This window comes from Enterococcus sp. DIV1307a (assembly GCF_050537425.1).
GTDB classification, from domain to species: Bacteria; Bacillota; Bacilli; order Lactobacillales; family Enterococcaceae; genus Enterococcus; species Enterococcus faecalis.
In genome coordinates, this window is sequence record NZ_CP172914.1 from 1 (window position 1) to 19040 (window position 19040).

Genomic DNA, 19040 nt, shown 5'->3' on the forward strand with positions numbered 1-19040 from the left:
ATGCCCGACGTGGAAAGTTTTTGGCATAGCCTTGAAGAAGCCTATCAAGCGATTTTGTCGGCGCCAAGTTTTGATGCTTGGATTAAAACCACACGCCCTTTGAAATTAGACAACAATCAATTGTGGCTAGAAGTCCCTTCTGCAGTTCATCGTGATTACTGGGAAAAAAATCTTTCGGCAAAAATTGTCGAAACTGGATTTAAATTGACCGGTGCAGAAGTGATGCCCCATTTTGTTGTTGCCGATGAAAAAGACGCAGCACTGGCACAAGAACTCGAAGAACCTGCCGAAGAAGAAGTTGTTTTTAGTGAACAAAGTAAAAAAGCGATGCTTAATCCTAAGTACACTTTCGACACCTTCGTTATTGGTAAAGGAAACCAAATGGCTCACGCTGCAGCGCTTGTTGTTGCCGAGGATCCGGGTTCGATTTACAATCCCCTTTTCTTCTATGGCGGTGTAGGGTTAGGGAAAACCCATTTGATGCATGCCATTGGTCATCAAATGTTAGTGAATCAACCAGATGCCAAAGTCAAATATGTTAGTAGCGAAACGTTTACGAATGAATTTATCAACTCAATTCAAACAAAGACATCCGAACAATTTCGGAAAGAATATCGCAATGTTGACTTATTATTAGTCGATGATATTCAATTTTTGGCGGAAAAAGAAGCAACATTGGAAGAATTTTTCCATACCTTCAACGATCTTTACAATGAAAATAAACAAATTGTTTTAACAAGTGATCGCCCGCCGAATGATATTCCAAAATTACCTGAACGATTAGTTTCTCGCTTTGCTTGGGGTTTGTCTGTCGATATCACCCCGCCTGATTTAGAAACACGGATTGCAATTTTGCGCAAAAAAGCAGATGCCGAGCGTTTAGAAATTCCGGATGATACACTAAGTTATATCGCTGGTCAAATCGATTCCAACATCCGTGAATTAGAGGGTGCTTTGGTCCGCGTTCAAGCCTTTGCAACTATTAATGGAGAAGATATTACCACTAGTTTAGCGGCGGACGCCTTGAAATCTCTAAAATCAGTTGGTAGTAAAAATCAATTGTCCATCTTACAAATTCAAGAAGAAGTATCCAAATATTATCATGTGCCTCTTAAAGATTTAAAAGGGAAAAAACGGGTGAAAACAATTGTGGTTCCTCGTCAAATCTCAATGTATCTTGCTAGAGAAATGACCGACAATTCCTTGCCAAAAATTGGTGCCGAATTTGGCGGCAAAGATCATACCACGGTGATTCATGCGCACGAAAAGATTCAGCAATTATTGGAAAAAGATCCAGCGATTCAAAAAGAAGTCAGTGAAATTAAAAATTTATTGAACTCTTAGGATGTGGAAAACTAAACAAAAAAGAACAAAGTTATCCACAACTTATACACAAGTGGATAACTTAGTAAAATCAATGCTCTTTTGACTTTTCCACAGAATCAACATGTCCTATTACTTTTATTATTTATTTATATATAATATACAAAACAGTGGCGTACAAAATTAGAACGTATTGAAAATACTTAAAAAGGAGTTTACATTATGAAATTAACGGTCAAACGAAGTGTCTTTTTACAAGAATTACAAACTGTTCAACGAGCAATTTCTTCTAAAACAACGATTCCAATCTTAACAGGTGTTAAAATTGTGTTATCAGAAGATGGCTTATCACTTACTGGGAGTAACGCGGATATTTCAATTGAAAGTTTTTTAAGTAAAGACGATGAAAAAGCTCAAATGACCATTGAACGCACAGGTAGCATCGTTTTACAATCTCGTTTCTTTGGCGAAATTATTCGTAAATTACCAGAAGATATGTTCACAATGGAAGTTCTAGATAACAATCAAGTTGCAATTACTTCAGGAAAAGCTGATTTTACGGTCAATGGATTAGATGCTGATAATTATCCGCACTTACCAGTAATTGATACTCAAAACCAAATGAAATTACCTGTTCATTTATTGACAAAAATTATTAGTGAAACAGGTTTTGCTGTATCGATGCACGAAAGTCGTCCAATTTTAACTGGGGTCCACTTTATTTTAGAAAATCAAAAATTACTTGCCGTTGCGACAGATTCACATCGTTTAAGTCAACGTGTGATCCCGACAGAACAAGCAGTAGAAGACTTTAACATTGTAATTCCAGGAAAAAGTTTAACTGAACTTTCTCGTTCATTAACCAATGAAGAAGAAATGGTTGAAATCAGCATTATGGAAAACCAAGTGCTATTTAAAACAGAAACAATGTACTTCTATTCTCGTTTGTTAGAAGGAAATTATCCTGATACCAACCGTTTAATTCCAACTAGCCATAACACGCAAATTGAATTTTATGTACCAGAATTGCTTTCAGCAATCGAACGTGCCTCTTTACTTTCTCATGAAGGACGTAACAATATTGTTCGCCTTTCAATTTCACCAGATTCTGTTGTTTTATATGGAAATTCACCTGAAATTGGAAAAGTCGAAGAAGCGTTAAACTATGAAAATGTTTCTGGTGAAGCGTTGGATATTTCTTTCAACCCAGATTATATGAAAGATGCGTTGCGAGCGTTTGGCGATATGAATATTACCGTGAAATTCCTTTCTCCAATTCGTCCGTTTACATTGGAGCCAACCGAAACAGAACTAGATTTCATTCAACTAATTACACCGGTTCGTACAAATTAATCATGTTTAAAAAAGACCTTCGGAAAATCACTATGATCGCCGAAGGTTCTTTTTTGTCGTCTGTTTAAAGCCGATAAACGCTGCTAGATAAGCTTTTTAAAACTAGAATAGCTTTTACGCTAATATGATTGTGAATGTTTGAACTATCGTTTGACGAATAAATTCTGCCTTTTTTTTCGTGGATAAAGAAAAAAGCCCTTTAATTTTTCGTTTAAGGGCTGTTCATTTTTTTATGAATATTTCCTAGTGAAAGAAGTTTACGTTGCTTAAAACGACGCTCAGACCTCTACAAGCTACTTTTCTTCATTGCGCGCCCTCTTCGTTTGTCTTTGAGTTACCCCTAATTGTTTTTTAGTTAAACGCTACTCGTCATTTCTGCCAAATCAGGCCCCTTTTTTCTCAAGAAAATATCAATTTCCGTTTTAAAATGCTTTTTAAGAGTTTTTTTATCCTAATAATATTTTCGGTCATTTAGAATTAAAATTGCTTAGAATGAAAATTAGACAGATAAATTTGTTTTCTCTTATGAAAAAGGGTATAATATATATGAGAACGTATTAGAAAAAAGAGGGATGCACATTGAAAAAAACGTTTGTTTTAGCAACTGAGTATATAACGCTTGGTCAGTTTCTTAAAGAAATCAACGTCATTGGTAGTGGCGGCCAAGCCAAATGGTATTTGGCAGATAATAGCGTGTTTGTTGATGGCGAGTTGGAAAATCGTCGCGGACGGAAACTTTATGCGGGCATGATGATTGAGATACCTGAAGAAGGTACTTTTTTTATGGTGAAAAACGGAAACGAGTCCGACGATGCGGCTGAATGAGCTGACACTTCAGCATTATCGTAATTATGAAACAGTCAGCTTAGATTTTCCAAAAACGTTAAATCTTTTTTTAGGCGAAAACGCCCAAGGAAAAACCAACTTGTTAGAAAGCATTTATGTTCTAGCAATGACACGAAGTCATCGAACCAGCAATGAAAAAGAATTAATTGGCTGGGAACAAGCAGCAGCTAAAATTAGCGGTGTGGTTGAAAAAAAGACAGGCACCGTGCCGTTGGAAATTTTAATTTCCAACAAAGGACGTAAAACCAAGGTTAATCACATTGAGCAAAAAAGGCTCAGTGCGTACATTGGGCAACTGAATGTTATTTTATTTGCCCCAGAAGATTTATCTTTGGTGAAAGGCTCACCTCAAGTCCGCCGGAAATTTATTGACATGGAACTCGGACAAGTGAGTCCTATTTATCTTTATGATCTTGTCCAATATCAGTCTGTTTTAAAGCAACGGAACCAATACCTAAAACAACTAGCTGAAAAGAAACAAACAGATACTGTTTATCTGGATATTTTGACAGAGCAGCTAGCTGAATTTGGCGGGAAAGTTCTATACGCTCGGTTAGGTTTTCTTAAAAAATTAGAACACTGGGCAAACTTACTCCATCAAAAAATTAGTCATGGACGCGAAACGCTCACCATTGACTACGCATCAAGCATCCCAATTGACAACACGGATCTTTCCTTAGAAGCACTTCAAAATCAATTGCTCCAACAATTAATGAACAATCGTAAGCGTGAATTGTTTAAAGCGAATACTTTTTTAGGCCCTCATCGTGACGATTTGCTGTTTATTGTCAATGGTCAAAATGTTCAAACGTATGGCTCACAAGGCCAACAGCGAACGACAGCTTTAAGTATTAAATTGGCAGAGATTGATTTGATGCATTCAGAAACAGGAGAATATCCTGTGTTATTACTAGATGATGTCATGAGTGAATTAGATAATGAACGTCAAATTCACTTGTTAGAAACGATTGAAGGCAAAGTTCAAACGTTCTTAACGACAACTAGTTTAGATCACATAAAAGACAAGCTAACAGTTGAACCAGATATTTTCTATGTTCAACAAGGCAAGATAGAAAGGAATTCAGCGACATGACAGAAGAAGAAAAAAACATGAGAGAACGTGCGCAAGAATATGACGCTAGTCAGATTCAAGTTTTGGAGGGCTTAGAAGCTGTCCGGAAACGTCCTGGTATGTACATAGGTTCTACTAGTGGCGAAGGGTTACACCACTTAGTATGGGAAATCGTTGACAACTCTATCGACGAAGCCTTAGCAGGATTTGCTAAATCAATTCAAGTAATTATCGAACCAGACGATAGTATTACTGTTATCGATGATGGTCGTGGAATTCCAGTCGGGATTCAAGCCAAAACAGGTCGCCCAGCTGTGGAAACAGTGTTTACAGTGCTACATGCCGGCGGGAAATTTGGCGGTGGCGGCTATAAAGTATCAGGTGGCTTGCACGGTGTTGGTTCCTCTGTTGTTAATGCTTTATCGACCAGTTTAGATGTTCGTGTTTATAAAGATGGCAAAGTGTATTACCAAGAATATCGTCGTGGTGCGGTTGTTGATGACCTAAAAGTTATCGAAGAAACGGATCGTCACGGAACCACTGTTCACTTTATTCCAGATCCTGAAATTTTTACAGAAACAACCGTTTATGATTTTGATAAATTAGCAACACGGGTTCGTGAATTAGCCTTTTTAAATCGAGGCTTACACATTTCAATTGAAGACCGTCGTGAAGGACAAGAAGATAAAAAAGAGTATCACTATGAAGGCGGGATTAAGAGTTATGTTGAGCATTTAAATGCCAATAAAGACGTTATTTTCCCAGAGCCAATCTTCATTGAAGGAGAGCAACAAGATATTACAGTGGAAGTGTCAATGCAGTATACAGATGGCTACCACTCAAATATTTTAAGTTTTGCCAACAATATTCATACTTATGAAGGCGGAACGCATGAATCTGGTTTTAAAACTTCTTTAACACGTGTGATTAATGACTATGCACGTAAACAAAAATTGATGAAAGAAAACGATGAAAAATTAACTGGGGAAGATGTTCGTGAAGGCTTAACCGCAGTGGTTTCCATCAAACATCCCGATCCTCAATTTGAAGGACAAACGAAAACGAAATTAGGGAACTCAGAAGTACGGACCGTTACGGATCGTCTATTCTCAGAATACTTTACAAAATTTTTAATGGAAAACCCAACAGTCGGCAAACAAATTGTCGAAAAAGGCATGTTGGCTTCAAAAGCTCGTTTAGCCGCTAAAAGAGCCCGTGAAGTCACCCGTCGTAAAGGCGCTTTAGAAATTAGCAACTTGCCAGGGAAGCTGGCTGATTGCTCAAGTAAAGATCCGGAAAAATGCGAATTATTTATCGTCGAAGGAGACTCGGCCGGCGGTTCAGCAAAACAAGGACGTAGCCGTGAATTCCAAGCCATTTTGCCAATTCGTGGGAAAATCTTGAATGTTGAGAAAGCCAGCATGGATAAAATTTTAGCCAATGAAGAAATTCGATCATTATTTACAGCTATGGGAACAGGCTTCGGCGAAGATTTCGATGTTTCTAAAGCACGCTATCACAAACTAGTAATTATGACCGATGCCGATGTCGATGGTGCGCATATTCGAACGTTGTTATTAACCTTGTTCTATCGCTTCATGCGGCCAATTGTTGAAGCTGGTTATGTGTATATTGCCCAACCACCACTATATGGTGTGAAACAAGGGAAAAACATCACCTACGTTCAACCGGGCAAACATGCTGAAGAAGAACTAGCAAAAGTGTTAGAAGAATTACCTGCTTCACCAAAACCAAGTGTTCAACGTTACAAAGGGTTGGGTGAAATGGATGATCACCAACTTTGGGAAACAACAATGGACCCAGAAAAACGATTAATGGCGCGAGTGAGTGTCGATGATGCCATTGAAGCTGACCAAATTTTTGAAATGCTAATGGGCGATCGTGTGGAACCACGTCGTGCGTTTATCGAAGAAAATGCCCATTACGTGAAAAACTTGGATATTTAATGTGTCGCAACGTTGTAAGAGACGCTAGAACATATATTTAGAGGGGAAAAAATTCATGAGTGAAGAAATTAAAGAAAACATTCAAGACGTCAATCTGACCAGCGAAATGAAAGAATCTTTCATTGACTACGCAATGAGTGTTATCGTAGCCCGCGCGTTACCTGACGTTCGTGACGGTTTAAAACCTGTTCATCGCCGAATCTTATATGGAATGAACGAATTAGGGGTAACCCCTGATAAACCACACAAAAAATCAGCCCGGATTGTTGGGGATGTTATGGGTAAATATCACCCCCATGGGGACAGTGCGATTTACGAATCAATGGTGCGGATGGCACAACCTTTTAGTTATCGGGCTATGTTAGTTGACGGCCACGGAAACTTCGGTTCCGTCGATGGTGACGGCGCTGCCGCTATGCGTTATACCGAAGCACGTATGAGTAAAATTGCTTTAGAAATGCTACGAGATATTAACAAAAATACAGTCGATTTCCAAGGAAACTATGATGATTCAGAACAAGAACCAGTAGTTTTACCTGCTCGTTTTCCAAACTTACTAGTTAACGGAACAACGGGGATTGCGGTGGGGATGGCAACAAATATTCCACCACACAATTTAAGTGAAGTGATTGATGCAACAAGTTTATTGATGGACAATCCTGATGTAACGACGAATGAATTGATGGAAGTGTTACCTGGACCAGATTTTCCAACAGGCGGTTTAGTGATGGGGAAATCAGGGATTCGCCGAGCATATGAAACAGGGAAAGGTTCGATTACTGTTCGTGCAAAAGTTGAATTGACTGAAATGCCGAATGGAAAAGAACGTATTTTAGTAACTGAATTGCCTTATATGGTGAATAAAGCCAAATTAATCGAACGAATTTCTGAATTACACAGAGATAAACGAATTGAAGGAATTACTGATTTGCGGGATGAATCTTCTCGTGAAGGCATGCGGATTGTCATCGATGTTCGTCGAGATGTGAGTGCCTCTGTTGTGTTAAACAACTTGTACAAAATGACTGCCTTACAAACATCTTTTGGTTTTAACATGTTAGCCATCGAAAAAGGCGTACCGAAAATTTTAAGCTTGAAACGTATTTTAGAAAACTACGTCGAGCACCAAAAAGAAGTCATTACTCGCCGGACGATTTTTGACAAAAACAAAGCAGAAGCACGGGCGCATATTTTAGAAGGTCTACGAATTGCCTTAGATCATATCGATGAAATCATTGCCATTATCCGTGGGTCACAATCAGATGACGAAGCAAAAGCAACGTTAATTGAACGCTTTGAATTTTCAGATCGTCAAGCGCAAGCGATTTTAGATATGCGTTTACGCCGTTTAACAGGCTTAGAACGCGACAAAATTGAAAATGAATATCAAGAGCTATTGAAATTCATTGCGGACTTAGAGGACATTTTAGCCCGCCCAGAACGCGTCATTGAAATCATTAAAACAGAGTTAAATGACGTTCGCACAAAATTTGGTGATGCACGACGCACAGAATTATTAGTAGGTGAAGTCCTAAGTCTTGAAGATGAAGATTTAATCGAAGAAGAAGAAGTCGTGATTACATTAACCAATAACGGCTACATTAAGCGGATGGCAAACTCCGAATTCCGGGCGCAACGCCGCGGCGGACGTGGTGTCCAAGGCATGGGCGTTCATGATGATGATTTCGTGAAAAACCTAGTTTCTTGTTCAACACATGACACGTTATTATTCTTTACGAACACTGGGAAAGTTTACCGAGCAAAAGGTTACGAAATCCCTGAATACGGTAGAACAGCAAAAGGAATTCCAGTGATTAACTTACTGGGAATTGATTCTGCAGAAAAAATTCAAGCGATTATTTCTGTTGAGGGCAAAGCGGAAGCAGGTAAATACTTGTTCTTCACAACCTTAAAAGGAACCGTCAAACGGACAGCCGTAACAGCCTTTTCTAATATCCGTAGTAATGGATTAATCGCCATTAGCTTAAAAGAAGATGATGAGTTAGTTAACGTAGTAACGACTAATGGCAATCAGAAGATGATTATCGGAACACATGCAGGATACTCTGTCACATTTGATGAAAATACTGTACGTGATATGGGCCGGACAGCATCAGGTGTTCGTGGAATCCGTCTCCGCGAAAATGATTATGTGGTCGGCGCAGCGATTCTGGATGAAAATAAAGAAGTCCTAGTCATTACTGAAAATGGTTATGGTAAGCGTACAAAAGCCTCTGAATATCCAGTTAAAGGACGTGGCGGTAAAGGGATTAAGACAGCAAATATCACTGAGAAAAATGGTCCATTAGCTGGTTTAACCACGGTCAATGGTGATGAAGATATCTTATTGATTACGAACAAAGGCGTCATTATCCGCTTTAACGTTGATTCTGTTTCTCAAACAGGACGCGCAACATTAGGGGTTCGTTTAATGAGAATGGAAGATGGTGCCAAAGTGGTAACAATGGCTGTTGTAGAACCAGAAGAAGTGGAAGAAGAAATCGTTGAAGTTGTAGAAACAACAGAAAACGAAACAACATCAGAAACAGAAGAATAACATAAAAAAGTTTCGCCAGTTGGCGAAACTTTTTTATTGGGGCTTTTCAAAACTATTTCTTGCTTTTGTCCATCAATTAGCATATAATTAGAGATTGTGAACTACCTTTTTAGGTATGTTCTCCTTGCTCTTAGCCAACTAAGAGCCTTGAAGTCCATAGGGAGGTGAAAATCAATGAGTCAAGATACGAAGTACGAAATCATGTACATTATTCGTCCGAACATTGATGAAGAAGCAAAAACTGCTTTAGTAGAACGTTTCGACACAATCTTAAAAGATAACGGAGCAGAAGTTATCGAATCTAAAGATTGGGAAAAACGCCGCTTAGCATATGAAATGAACGGATTCCGTGAAGGCATCTATCATATCGTTAATGTTACTTCTCCATCAACAGCTGGCGCAATCAACGAGTTTGATCGTTTAGCAAAAATCAATGACGATATTATCCGTCATATGATCGTGAAGGTAGAAGCATAATTTGTTTCACATGAAACATTTATTGACGAAAGGAGATGTTTTGAATGATTAATAACGTTGTATTAGTCGGAAGATTGACAAAAGATCCTGACTTACGTTACACCGCTAGTGGTTCAGCTGTTGCGACCTTTACACTTGCTGTAAACCGTAACTTTACGAATCAAAATGGTGATCGTGAAGCAGACTTTATCAACTGTGTGATTTGGCGTAAACCCGCAGAAACAATGGCTAATTATGCCCGTAAAGGTACATTATTAGGTGTTGTCGGAAGAATTCAAACTCGTAACTACGAGAACCAACAAGGTCAACGTGTCTACGTAACTGAAGTGGTTTGTGAAAACTTCCAATTGTTAGAATCTCGTTCTGCTTCAGAACAAAGAGGAACTGGCGGCGGTAGCTTTAATAACAACGAAAATGGTTATCAATCACAAAATCGTAGCTTTGGTAATAACAATGCCAGTTCTGGATTTAATAACAACAACAATAGTTTCAATCCATCATCTTCTCAGTCGCAAAACAATAACGGTATGCCTGATTTCGATAAAGATTCTGATCCATTTGGTGGCTCAGGTTCATCTATCGACATTTCAGATGATGATTTACCATTCTAAACGAATTTGATAGGAGGGAACAAGAATGGCACAACAAAGAAGAGGCGGACGTAAACGTCGGAAAGTCGACTATATCGCAGCAAACCACATCGAATACATCGACTATAAAGATACTGAATTGTTAAAACGATTCATTTCAGAACGTGGCAAAATTTTACCACGTCGTGTTACAGGTACTGGCGCTAAAAACCAACGTAAATTAACGATTGCTATTAAACGCGCACGTATCATGGGATTATTACCATTCGTTAGTGACGAACAATAATTTTATGACAATTTCCAGAACCAAAGAGCTTGCTCTTTGGTTCTTTTTTATCTTGACTAGTGTTTCACGTGAAACATAACAAGGTTCGCAGAATGAAGTGTTTTGTGATAAAATAAGGGATGAAATAACTAGTGAATCACCAGAGCAATATGCTCGTTGGAACAAGTCGCCTCAAAGGTCTGCAGAAAGATTGGAGGCAAAAAAATGCAAAAGAAGAGAATTCAAAAAAACGGTTTCTTAATTGTTGTGGGTCTTCTCTTAGTAGAATTTCTCCTCTATTTCTTACTAACAAATAAATGGCTGCTATTGGCGGTAATTATCGCATTAGATATCTTTCTCTTAGTGGTTATTCGGCTGTTGATTAGAGATGTAGAAATTACGAACGTAGAAAAGATTCAAGAAGCAAGTTCCATTGCTGAACAATCGTTGGATTATGTTGTAAATGAAGTACCTGTGGGAATTATTACGTATAACGGGGAAACACGCGCGGTAGAATGGCTTAATCCTTATGCTGCTTCTATTTTTAATAAAGACAATCAGCTAACGTTAACCGCTAGCCAAGTTACGTCTTATTTAGAATTAGCAGAACGAAACCAAGATATTTTTACGATTGACGAAAATACCTATCGCTTTAGCGTCAATAAAGAACAACATACAATTACTTTTGAAGATATCACTAAAGAAAGTAATTTGTATCAAGAAAAAGTCGAAATGCAAACGGCTATTGGCATTGTGTCTGTCGATAATTATGATGATGTCACCGATACAATGGATGAGAAAGAAATTTCTTATTTGAATAGTTTCATTACGACGATGGTTTCTGATTGGATGGACCAATACAAAGTTTTTTATAAGCGAATCAACGCAGAACGTTATTTTTTCATTGCCCAATGGGAAGATATTCAAAAAATGATGGACGAAAAATTTTCTATTTTGGATACGATCCGTAAGGAATCAGCTAACCATGAAGTAGCCATTACGTTAAGTATGGGGATTGCTTATGGGGGCCCAACCTTAGATCAAACCGGGACCACGGCTCAAACAAACCTAGATACAGCTTTAGTTCGTGGTGGTGATCAAGTGGTTGTAAAAGAAGCCAAAGATGAAGCGAAGCCGTTATTTTTTGGTGGAAAAACGGCAGTAACGACGAAACGTTCCCAAGTACGTTCTCGCGCAATGAGCATGGCAATTAAGGGAATTATTGCGGAATCTGCTGACATCTATATTATGGGCCATCGTTATCCAGATATGGATGCGTTAGGTTCAGCATTTGGTGTTGCTCGTTTAGCCTCGTTTAATAATCGAAAAGCGTGGATTGTTTTAGATGAAAATGAAATCATTCCCGATGTCAAAAGAGTGTTAGAGGCGATTAAAGAGTACCCAGAATTAGAAGAGCGCATTATTAGTCCTAAAGAGGCCATGAAGCGCAAGAAAGAAAGTAGCTTATTAGTTATGGTAGATTACCATAAACCGTCTCTATCGATCTCACAAGAGCTCTATGAGCGTTTTGATAAAGTAGTAATCATTGATCACCATCGACGAGGAGACGAATTTCCAGCAAAACCCTTGCTTTCTTATATTGAATCTTCTGCCTCTTCTGCTTCAGAATTAGTCACAGAATTGATCGAATATCAAAGTAATAGCGCAAATAAACTGCAGGCCTTTGAAGCAACCATGATGTTGGCGGGAATTGTGGTTGATACGAAAAGTTTCAATACACGAACGACGGCGCGAACATTTGATGTGGCTAGTTATTTACGAACTTGTGGAGCAGACTCATCTTTAGTACAATATCTATTAAGTTCTGATCTTACAAGCTATCTGGAAATGAACAATTTAATCTCTAAAAGCGAATATGTCACAAAAGATACCGTCGTTGTTGCAGGGAGTGAAGACAAAGAATATGATAGTGTCACAGCTGCCAAAACAGCGGACACATTACTTTCTATGGCAGGGATTAATGCAGCATTTGTCATTACCAAGCGGACGGATCAACAGATTGGCATTAGTGCTCGGAGTAATGGTTCAATTAATGTCCAAATTATTATGGAAAATTTAGGTGGTGGCGGTCACTTTACTAATGCGGCAGTACAATTATCAAACGTAACAGTAGCAGAAGTAAAAGAGCAACTACTTGATGTAATTCGTCAAAATATTAATGAAATGTATGAACAGGAGTGAAGGAAATGAAAGTCATTTTTTTACAAGACGTTAAAGGAAAAGGAAAAAAAGGGGACGTAAAAGAAGTGCCAACTGGTTACGCCCAAAACTTTTTAATTAAAAATGGTTATGCGAAAGAAGCCAATAAAGGGAGCATGAGTGCGTTAGCGGGTCAAAAGAAAGCCCAAGAAAAACATGAAGCAGAAGTTTTAGCACAAGCAAAAGAAATGCAAGCCTTTTTAGAAGATGAAAAGACTGTTGTAGAAATCAAGGCAAAAGCTGGAGAAGACAGCCGTTTATTTGGCTCAATTCCTTCAAAACAAATTGCAGAAGCCTTAAACAAACAATACAATGTAAAATTGGATAAACGCAAAATCGAATTAGCCAACCCAATTCGTTCTCTAGGTTACACTAACGTACCAGTCAAACTACATCATGAAGTTACAGCGAAAATTAAGGTTCATGTCGTAGCGGAATAATACAATCGATAAAAAAGAAGCCGATTTCTCCGGCTTCTTTTTTATGCGAAATAAATTACTAGAATTATTTTTTATAATATTTAAAAATCAAATATACAACAATTTAAATTAACGAAAGTATTATATTTTTATTAATTGTATATTTTTAAAAATTGGAAAGTGAACTAAAAATAGAGAAATCAGCAGAGAAAAAATGTACTTTTTTTAATGAAATTGTGTTAAAATGGATAGACTAAACGAACCAGAAAGTAAGACATCGTGGGAGAGAACAAAATGAATGAATTATTGCAAGATAGGGTACCGCCACAAAATATTGAAGCGGAACAAGCCGTTTTAGGTTCTATTTTCTTAGATGCAGATGTGCTAATAGAAGCGATGGAATATGTGGAACCTAAAGATTTCTATCGTCGTAGTCATCAGTTGATTTTCCAAACGATGATGACCTTAAGCGACCGAAATGAAGCGATTGATGTGGTAACAATCAAAGATCGCCTAGAACAAGAGAATTTGTTAGAAGATGTTGGTGGACTAAGTTATCTGTCAGATTTAGCTTTAGCTGTGCCGACAGCTGCCAATGTCATTTATTATGCAAAAATTGTTGAACAAAAATCGTTGCTGCGCAACTTAATCCAAACCGCTACAGAGATTGTAACTAAAGGCTTTGAGCAAGGTGAAGATGTTGAATCTATTTTGGATGATGCAGAACGAAGCATTTTAGAAGTCTCCGAAAAGCGGAATCGTAGTGGCTTTTTATCAATTTCAGATGTTCTAAATACAACTATTGCGAATATTGACCAATTATACCAAAATGATGAAGAGATTACTGGTTTACCTACAGGCTATCAAGCATTGGATAAAATGACTGCTGGCTTGCAAGCGGAAGAGCTAATTATTCTAGCGGCCCGTCCAGCGGTAGGGAAAACCGCTTTTGCATTAAATATTGCCCAAAATGTCGGCACCAAGACAGATAAAGCTGTCGCTATTTTTAGTTTAGAAATGGGGGCAGAATCATTAGTGAACCGGATGCTTTGTGCAGAAGGATCCATTGAGGCCAGCCATTTAAGAACAGGGCAATTATCTGAAGAAGAATGGCAAAACTTAATTATTGCGATGGGTAGTTTGTCCCGTGCGAATATCTATATTGATGACACACCAGGGATTAAAATTACCGAAATTCGTGCGAAATGTCGTAAATTAGCACAAGAAAAAGGCAACTTAGGTCTAATTTTGATCGACTACCTACAATTGATTGAAGGAACTGGAAAAGAGAACCGCCAACAGGAGGTTTCTGATATTTCACGTCAATTAAAAAAATTAGCGAAAGAATTAAAAGTCCCGGTTATCGCTTTGTCACAGCTTTCTCGTGGCGTGGAACAACGTCAAGATAAACGTCCTGTGTTAAGTGATATTCGTGAATCAGGTTCCATTGAGCAAGATGCCGATATCGTTGCCTTTCTTTATCGTGATGATTACTACGATCGTGGTGAAGGAGAAGACGGTGATCATGAGCCACCAGAAGTTGACAATGTTGTAGAAGTCATCATTGAGAAAAACCGTAGTGGTGCGCGTGGAACGGTCGAATTACTTTTCATTAAAGAATATAATAAATTTTCTTCGCTTTCGCCGAGGACAGAATTTTAAAAAACGAACTCATTTTTTGAGTTCGTTTTTTTGCTTATTAAGGGATTAAAATCAGAGAGTAAAACACGAACAATATTCGTATATTTTATTATTTTACAAAAACATAACTAAAAATGTTCGTATTTTTGACAGAAACGCTTTTGATTGTGAAAGAATATTCGATTTTTACCCTTGAAAGGGACTGGTTTTACTGGTACAATGATTCAGGACAAAAAAATTATGAACGAGGTGTTCGAATGTCATCAGTAGTAGTTGTTGGAACGCAATGGGGCGATGAAGGTAAAGGAAAAATTACAGACTTTCTAAGTGAAAACGCAGAAGTGATCGCTCGTTACCAAGGCGGAGATAACGCCGGACATACCATTAAATTCGACGGCGTAACGTATAAATTACATTTAATTCCTTCAGGGATTTTCTATAAAGAAAAAATTAGTGTAATTGGTAACGGCGTAGTTGTGAATCCAAAATCTTTAGTAAAAGAATTAGCTTATTTAAAAGAAAATAATGTTGCCACTGATAATTTACGTATTTCAGATCGTGCCCATGTCATCTTGCCGTATCATATTAAATTGGATCAATTGCAAGAAGATGCGAAAGGTGAAAACAAGATTGGGACAACGATTAAAGGAATTGGCCCAGCCTACATGGATAAAGCAGCACGGGTGGGAATCCGTATCGCTGATTTATTGGATAAAGAAATTTTTGCGGAACGTTTGCAAATTAACTTAGAAGAAAAAAATCGTCAATTCGTTAAAATGTTTGATAGCGAAGCCATTGAATTTGATGATATTTTTGAAGAATACTATGAATACGGACAACAAATTAAACAATATGTTACAGATACTTCGGTTATTTTAAACGATGCATTAGATGCTGGAAAACGGGTTTTATTTGAAGGGGCACAAGGTGTCATGTTGGATATCGATCAAGGAACCTATCCATTTGTTACTTCCTCTAATCCAGTAGCTGGTGGCGTAACTATCGGTAGTGGCGTTGGTCCATCAAAAATTAATAAAGTGGTTGGTGTCTGCAAAGCGTACACTTCACGTGTCGGTGACGGCCCATTCCCAACAGAATTATTTGATGAAACAGGAGAAACCATTCGTCGTGTCGGTAAAGAATACGGAACAACAACAGGACGTCCGCGTCGTGTCGGTTGGTTTGATTCAGTAGTCATGCGTCATTCAAAACGTGTATCAGGGATTACAAACTTGTCATTAAACTCGATTGACGTGTTAAGTGGTTTAGAAACGGTGAAAATTTGTACAGCTTATGAACTTGATGGTGAATTAATTTATCATTATCCAGCAAGCTTGAAAGAATTAAGCCGCTGTAAACCAGTTTATGAAGAATTACCAGGTTGGTCTGAAGATATCACTGGTTGCAAAACTTTAGCCGATTTACCAGCTAATGCTCGTAACTATGTGCATCGGATTTCAGAATTAGTTGGTGTGCGCATTTCAACATTCTCTGTAGGTCCAGACCGTAACCAAACGAACGTTTTAGAAAGCGTTTGGGCACAAATTTAAGCAGATTTTTAAGGGAACGTAAAGGATGGCTTATGCCAGTTCAGCCTTTACGTTCTTTTTTAATTTTATATAAAAATGAAAAACTATGGTAAAATAAAAGAAAACATGAAGGGGGCAATTGTCCGTGAATTATCAATTAGTGACAGATTCTTGTTGTGACTTGCCGTATACATACTTAAAAGAAAACCAAGTACCTTTTATTAGCATGAATATTCAAATTGACGGGAAAGAATATCGCGATGATTTAGGTGAAACGTTTGATTATCAGAACTTCTTAACGGCTATTAAAAATGGAAGTATGCCCACTACCTCTCAAGTTAATGTAGGACGCTACAATGAATTTTTCCGTCCTTTTGTGGAGCAAGGGTTACCGGTGATTTATTTAGCTTTTTCATCTGGGTTAAGTGGCTCTTATCAAAGTGCGTTGCAATCAGTAGAGATGTTAAAAGAAGAGTATGATAATGTAGAAATTCATATTATTGACACAAAAGCAGCTAGCTTAGGTCAAGGGATGTTAGTCCGAGAAGCCATTCGATTACAAACAGATGGTCATTCATTAGGAGAAGTTGTTGCCTATCTTGAAGAGCAAAAAATGAAACTTCACTCGTGGGTAACGGTAGATGATTTAAAACATTTAGAACGTGGCGGACGGATTTCTAAAACAGCGGCTGCACTTGGTGGCTTAATGAACATTAAACCAATTATTCGCGTGGATGCGGCAGGCAAACTAGCATCCGTTGGTAAAACTCGTGGACGAAACAAGTCCTTGCAAAAGATTGCGCAAGAAACGATTCAAGGCATTGTAGAGCCAATGAAACAAACACTATTGATTGCATATGCGGGAACGAAAGATGACGCGGAAAAAGTCAAAGAATTAATTGAAAAAGAAATAGAGGTTAATGAGATACTGATTTATCCTCTAGGACCCACCATTACTAGTCATACCGGAATAGGTTGTATTGCTGTGTTTTCTTTTGGTGAAAAAAGAAAATAAAAAATAGAGAAGTCATTTTTTAATGACTTCTCTATTTTTTTAATAATCTGAACTGAATAAAACGTCCATTTGTTTTTGAATTTCTGGGTTTTCCAAGAATTCATCATAGGTTGTTTCTGCCCGATCAATAACCCCTTTATCAGAAACAGCAATAATTCGGTTCGCTAATGTTTGGATAAATTGGTGGTCATGTGAAGCAAAAAGAATTGAACCAGTGAAAGCCATCAACCCATCATTTAACGCAGTGATTGATTCTAAGTCTAAGTGGTTCGTTGGATCATCTAAAACTAAGACATTGGCTTTGGAAAGCATTAATTTTGAAAGCATGACACGCACTTTTTCGCCTCCGGAAAGAACATTGACTGGTTTTAGTACCTCTTCACCAGAGAATAACATCCGACCTAAGAAACTACGTAAGAACGTATTGTCATCTTCTTCTTTACCAGCAAATTGACGTAACCAATCTAAAATGGTTAATGGCTCTTCAAAGTCTTTGCTGTTGTCTTTTGGTAAATAAGCTTGGCTAGTTGTAACGCCCCAACGAACAGAACCTGTATCGGGAGTAATTTCGCCCATAATCACTTTGAATAACGTAGTCGTTGTAATATCTGAGTCAGCGATGAATGCCACTTTATCATCTTTTGTTAAGTTGAACGAGATATTATCTAAGATTTTTTTGCCATCAATCGTTACAGAGACATTTTCAACTTGTAATAAGTCATTGCCGATTTCACGTTCTGGTGTAAAACCAACGAATGGATAACGACGAGAGGAAGGTTGAATGTCATCTAAGGTAATTTTATCTAACATTTTTTTACGAGACGTTGCTTGTTTTGATTTTGAGGCATTGGCGCTAAAACGAGCGATAAAGTCTTGTAATTCTTTGATTTGTTCTTCTTTTTTGGCATTAGATTGTGCTTGCAATTTTGTCGCTAGTTGGCTTGATTCCAACCAGAAATCATAGTTACCAACGTAAAGTTTGATTTTACTAAAGTCTAAATCTGCCATGTGAGTGCAGACTTTGTTTAGGAAATGACGGTCATGGGAAACCACGATAACGGTATTTTCAAAGTTGATTAAAAATTCTTCTAACCAATTGATTGAGCGGGTGTCTAAACCATTTGTCGGCTCGTCTAATAGTAAGACATCTGGTTTACCAAAAAGAGATTGAGCTAATAACACTTTGACTTTTTGACCAGCTGTTAATTCGCTCATTTTTTGATCATGTAATTCTTCTGGAATGTTTAGCCCTTGGAGTAAAACAGCTGCTTCAGGTTCTGCTTCCCAACCGTCAAGTTCAGCAAATTCGCCTTCTAGTTCTGCGGCACGAATCCCATCTTCATCTGAAAAATCTTCTTTCATATAGATAGCATCTTTTTCTTTCATTACTTCGTAAAGACGTTTATGTCCCATAATTACAGTTTCTAAAACAGTGTAGTCTTCGTAGTCAAAGTGATTTTGTTTCAGCGTTGCTAGTCGCTCATTAGGACCCATTGAAACCACGCCAGTTGTCGGTTGAATCTCACCTGATAAAATTTTAAGAAACGTTGATTTTCCTGCACCGTTTGCGCCGATTAAGCCGTAACAGTTGCCAGGAGTAAATTTAATATTCACTTCTTCAAAAAGTTTACGATCTGGAAATTGTAAACTTACATCATTAACAGTAATCAATTGTTTTCCTCGCTTTTAATATATTCTTGAACCTCTCTGCATTATATCGGCTACAGAACCTTTTTTCAAGGAGTTTCAATCTTTTTACAGAAACG

15 protein-coding genes are annotated in these 19040 nt (G+C 37.9%); 14 read left to right on the top strand and 1 reads right to left on the bottom strand.

The annotated features are described in order from the left end of the window. The 14 genes from dnaA to IGL90_RS00070 all read left to right on the top strand — a co-directional run bounded on the left by dnaA (position 1) and on the right by IGL90_RS00070 (position 17274). Positions 1 to 1344: a chromosomal replication initiator protein DnaA gene (gene dnaA / locus IGL90_RS00005; RefSeq protein ID WP_002356013.1), complete on the top strand. Its 1344-nt coding sequence runs from the start codon at positions 1 to 3 to the stop codon at positions 1342 to 1344. 201 nt (positions 1345 to 1545) lie between these two features. Continuing rightward, positions 1546 to 2676 carry a DNA polymerase III subunit beta gene (gene dnaN / locus IGL90_RS00010; protein WP_002356014.1) on the top strand — a complete coding sequence of 377 codons (1131 nt, stop codon included), beginning with the start codon at positions 1546 to 1548 and terminating at the stop codon, positions 2674 to 2676. Positions 2677 to 3255: 579 nt separating this feature from the next. After that, positions 3256 to 3501, top strand: a complete 246-nt coding sequence (gene yaaA, locus IGL90_RS00015; protein WP_002356015.1) for a S4 domain-containing protein YaaA — start codon at positions 3256 to 3258, stop codon at positions 3499 to 3501. Next, positions 3488 to 4615, top strand: coding sequence for a DNA replication/repair protein RecF (recF, locus tag IGL90_RS00020; protein ID WP_002356016.1), 1128 nt, complete (start codon positions 3488 to 3490; stop codon positions 4613 to 4615). The genes yaaA and recF overlap by 14 nt, the downstream gene beginning before the upstream one ends. Next, entirely contained in the window at positions 4612 to 6561 is a 1950-nt protein-coding gene (gene gyrB / locus IGL90_RS00025; RefSeq protein ID WP_002359210.1) for a DNA topoisomerase (ATP-hydrolyzing) subunit B, read from the top strand. Before recF ends, gyrB begins: the two co-directional genes overlap by 4 nt. A gap of 55 nt (positions 6562 to 6616) precedes the next feature. Further along, positions 6617 to 9118: a DNA gyrase subunit A gene (gyrA, locus tag IGL90_RS00030; RefSeq protein ID WP_002361457.1), complete on the top strand. Its 2502-nt coding sequence runs from the start codon at positions 6617 to 6619 to the stop codon at positions 9116 to 9118. Positions 9119 to 9292: 174 nt separating this feature from the next. After that, on the top strand, positions 9293 to 9595 hold the full coding sequence (rpsF, locus tag IGL90_RS00035) for a 30S ribosomal protein S6 (RefSeq protein ID WP_002356019.1): 303 nt from the start codon (positions 9293 to 9295) through the stop codon (positions 9593 to 9595). Positions 9596 to 9639: 44 nt separating this feature from the next. After that, the gene (gene ssb, locus IGL90_RS00040; protein ID WP_002379277.1) at positions 9640 to 10206 is read left to right on the top strand and encodes a single-stranded DNA-binding protein; all 567 of its coding nucleotides are present in this window, start codon (positions 9640 to 9642) and stop codon (positions 10204 to 10206) included. Positions 10207 to 10231: 25 nt separating this feature from the next. Continuing rightward, on the top strand, positions 10232 to 10471 hold the full coding sequence (gene rpsR / locus IGL90_RS00045) for a 30S ribosomal protein S18 (RefSeq protein WP_002356021.1): 240 nt from the start codon (positions 10232 to 10234) through the stop codon (positions 10469 to 10471). 156 nt (positions 10472 to 10627) lie between these two features. Then, the gene (locus IGL90_RS00050) at positions 10628 to 12652 is read left to right on the top strand and encodes a DHH family phosphoesterase (RefSeq protein ID WP_002363542.1); all 2025 of its coding nucleotides are present in this window, start codon (positions 10628 to 10630) and stop codon (positions 12650 to 12652) included. Positions 12653 to 12657: 5 nt separating this feature from the next. Next, the gene (gene rplI, locus IGL90_RS00055; RefSeq protein ID WP_002356023.1) at positions 12658 to 13110 is read left to right on the top strand and encodes a 50S ribosomal protein L9; all 453 of its coding nucleotides are present in this window, start codon (positions 12658 to 12660) and stop codon (positions 13108 to 13110) included. A 273-nt stretch (positions 13111 to 13383) separates the two neighbouring features. Continuing rightward, a complete protein-coding gene (gene dnaB / locus IGL90_RS00060; RefSeq protein WP_002381331.1) occupies positions 13384 to 14751 on the top strand; it encodes a replicative DNA helicase in 1368 nt (455 codons plus the stop codon). Positions 14752 to 14987: 236 nt separating this feature from the next. Beyond that, positions 14988 to 16280, top strand: a complete 1293-nt coding sequence (locus IGL90_RS00065; RefSeq protein ID WP_002359213.1) for an adenylosuccinate synthase — start codon at positions 14988 to 14990, stop codon at positions 16278 to 16280. Positions 16281 to 16404: 124 nt separating this feature from the next. Beyond that, positions 16405 to 17274, top strand: coding sequence for a DegV family protein (locus IGL90_RS00070; protein ID WP_002359214.1), 870 nt, complete (start codon positions 16405 to 16407; stop codon positions 17272 to 17274). Between the two features lie 39 nt (positions 17275 to 17313). On the opposite strand, the gene IGL90_RS00075 is transcribed toward IGL90_RS00070, so the two are convergent. Next, positions 17314 to 18945: an ABC-F family ATP-binding cassette domain-containing protein gene (locus tag IGL90_RS00075; protein ID WP_002359215.1), complete on the bottom strand. Its 1632-nt coding sequence runs from the start codon at positions 18943 to 18945 to the stop codon at positions 17314 to 17316. Between the last annotated feature and the right edge of the window lie 95 nt (positions 18946 to 19040).

Bases quoted from the DNA above. Each gene is read 5' to 3' on its own strand.
- dnaB (WP_002381331.1), top strand. From the start codon at position 13,384: ATGAATGAATTATTGCAAGATAGGGTACCGCCACAAAATATTGAAGCG.
- gyrB (WP_002359210.1), top strand. From the start codon at position 4,612: ATGACAGAAGAAGAAAAAAACATGAGAGAACGTGCGCAAGAATATGAC.
- dnaN (WP_002356014.1), top strand. From the start codon at position 1,546: ATGAAATTAACGGTCAAACGAAGTGTCTTTTTACAAGAATTACAAACT.
- ssb (WP_002379277.1), top strand. From the start codon at position 9,640: ATGATTAATAACGTTGTATTAGTCGGAAGATTGACAAAAGATCCTGAC.
- dnaA (WP_002356013.1), top strand. From the start codon at position 1: ATGCCCGACGTGGAAAGTTTTTGGCATAGCCTTGAAGAAGCCTATCAA.
- rplI (WP_002356023.1), top strand. From the start codon at position 12,658: ATGAAAGTCATTTTTTTACAAGACGTTAAAGGAAAAGGAAAAAAAGGG.
- IGL90_RS00065 (WP_002359213.1), top strand. From the start codon at position 14,988: ATGTCATCAGTAGTAGTTGTTGGAACGCAATGGGGCGATGAAGGTAAA.
- recF (WP_002356016.1), top strand. From the start codon at position 3,488: ATGCGGCTGAATGAGCTGACACTTCAGCATTATCGTAATTATGAAACA.
- rpsF (WP_002356019.1), top strand. From the start codon at position 9,293: ATGAGTCAAGATACGAAGTACGAAATCATGTACATTATTCGTCCGAAC.
- gyrA (WP_002361457.1), top strand. From the start codon at position 6,617: ATGAGTGAAGAAATTAAAGAAAACATTCAAGACGTCAATCTGACCAGC.
- rpsR (WP_002356021.1), top strand. From the start codon at position 10,232: ATGGCACAACAAAGAAGAGGCGGACGTAAACGTCGGAAAGTCGACTAT.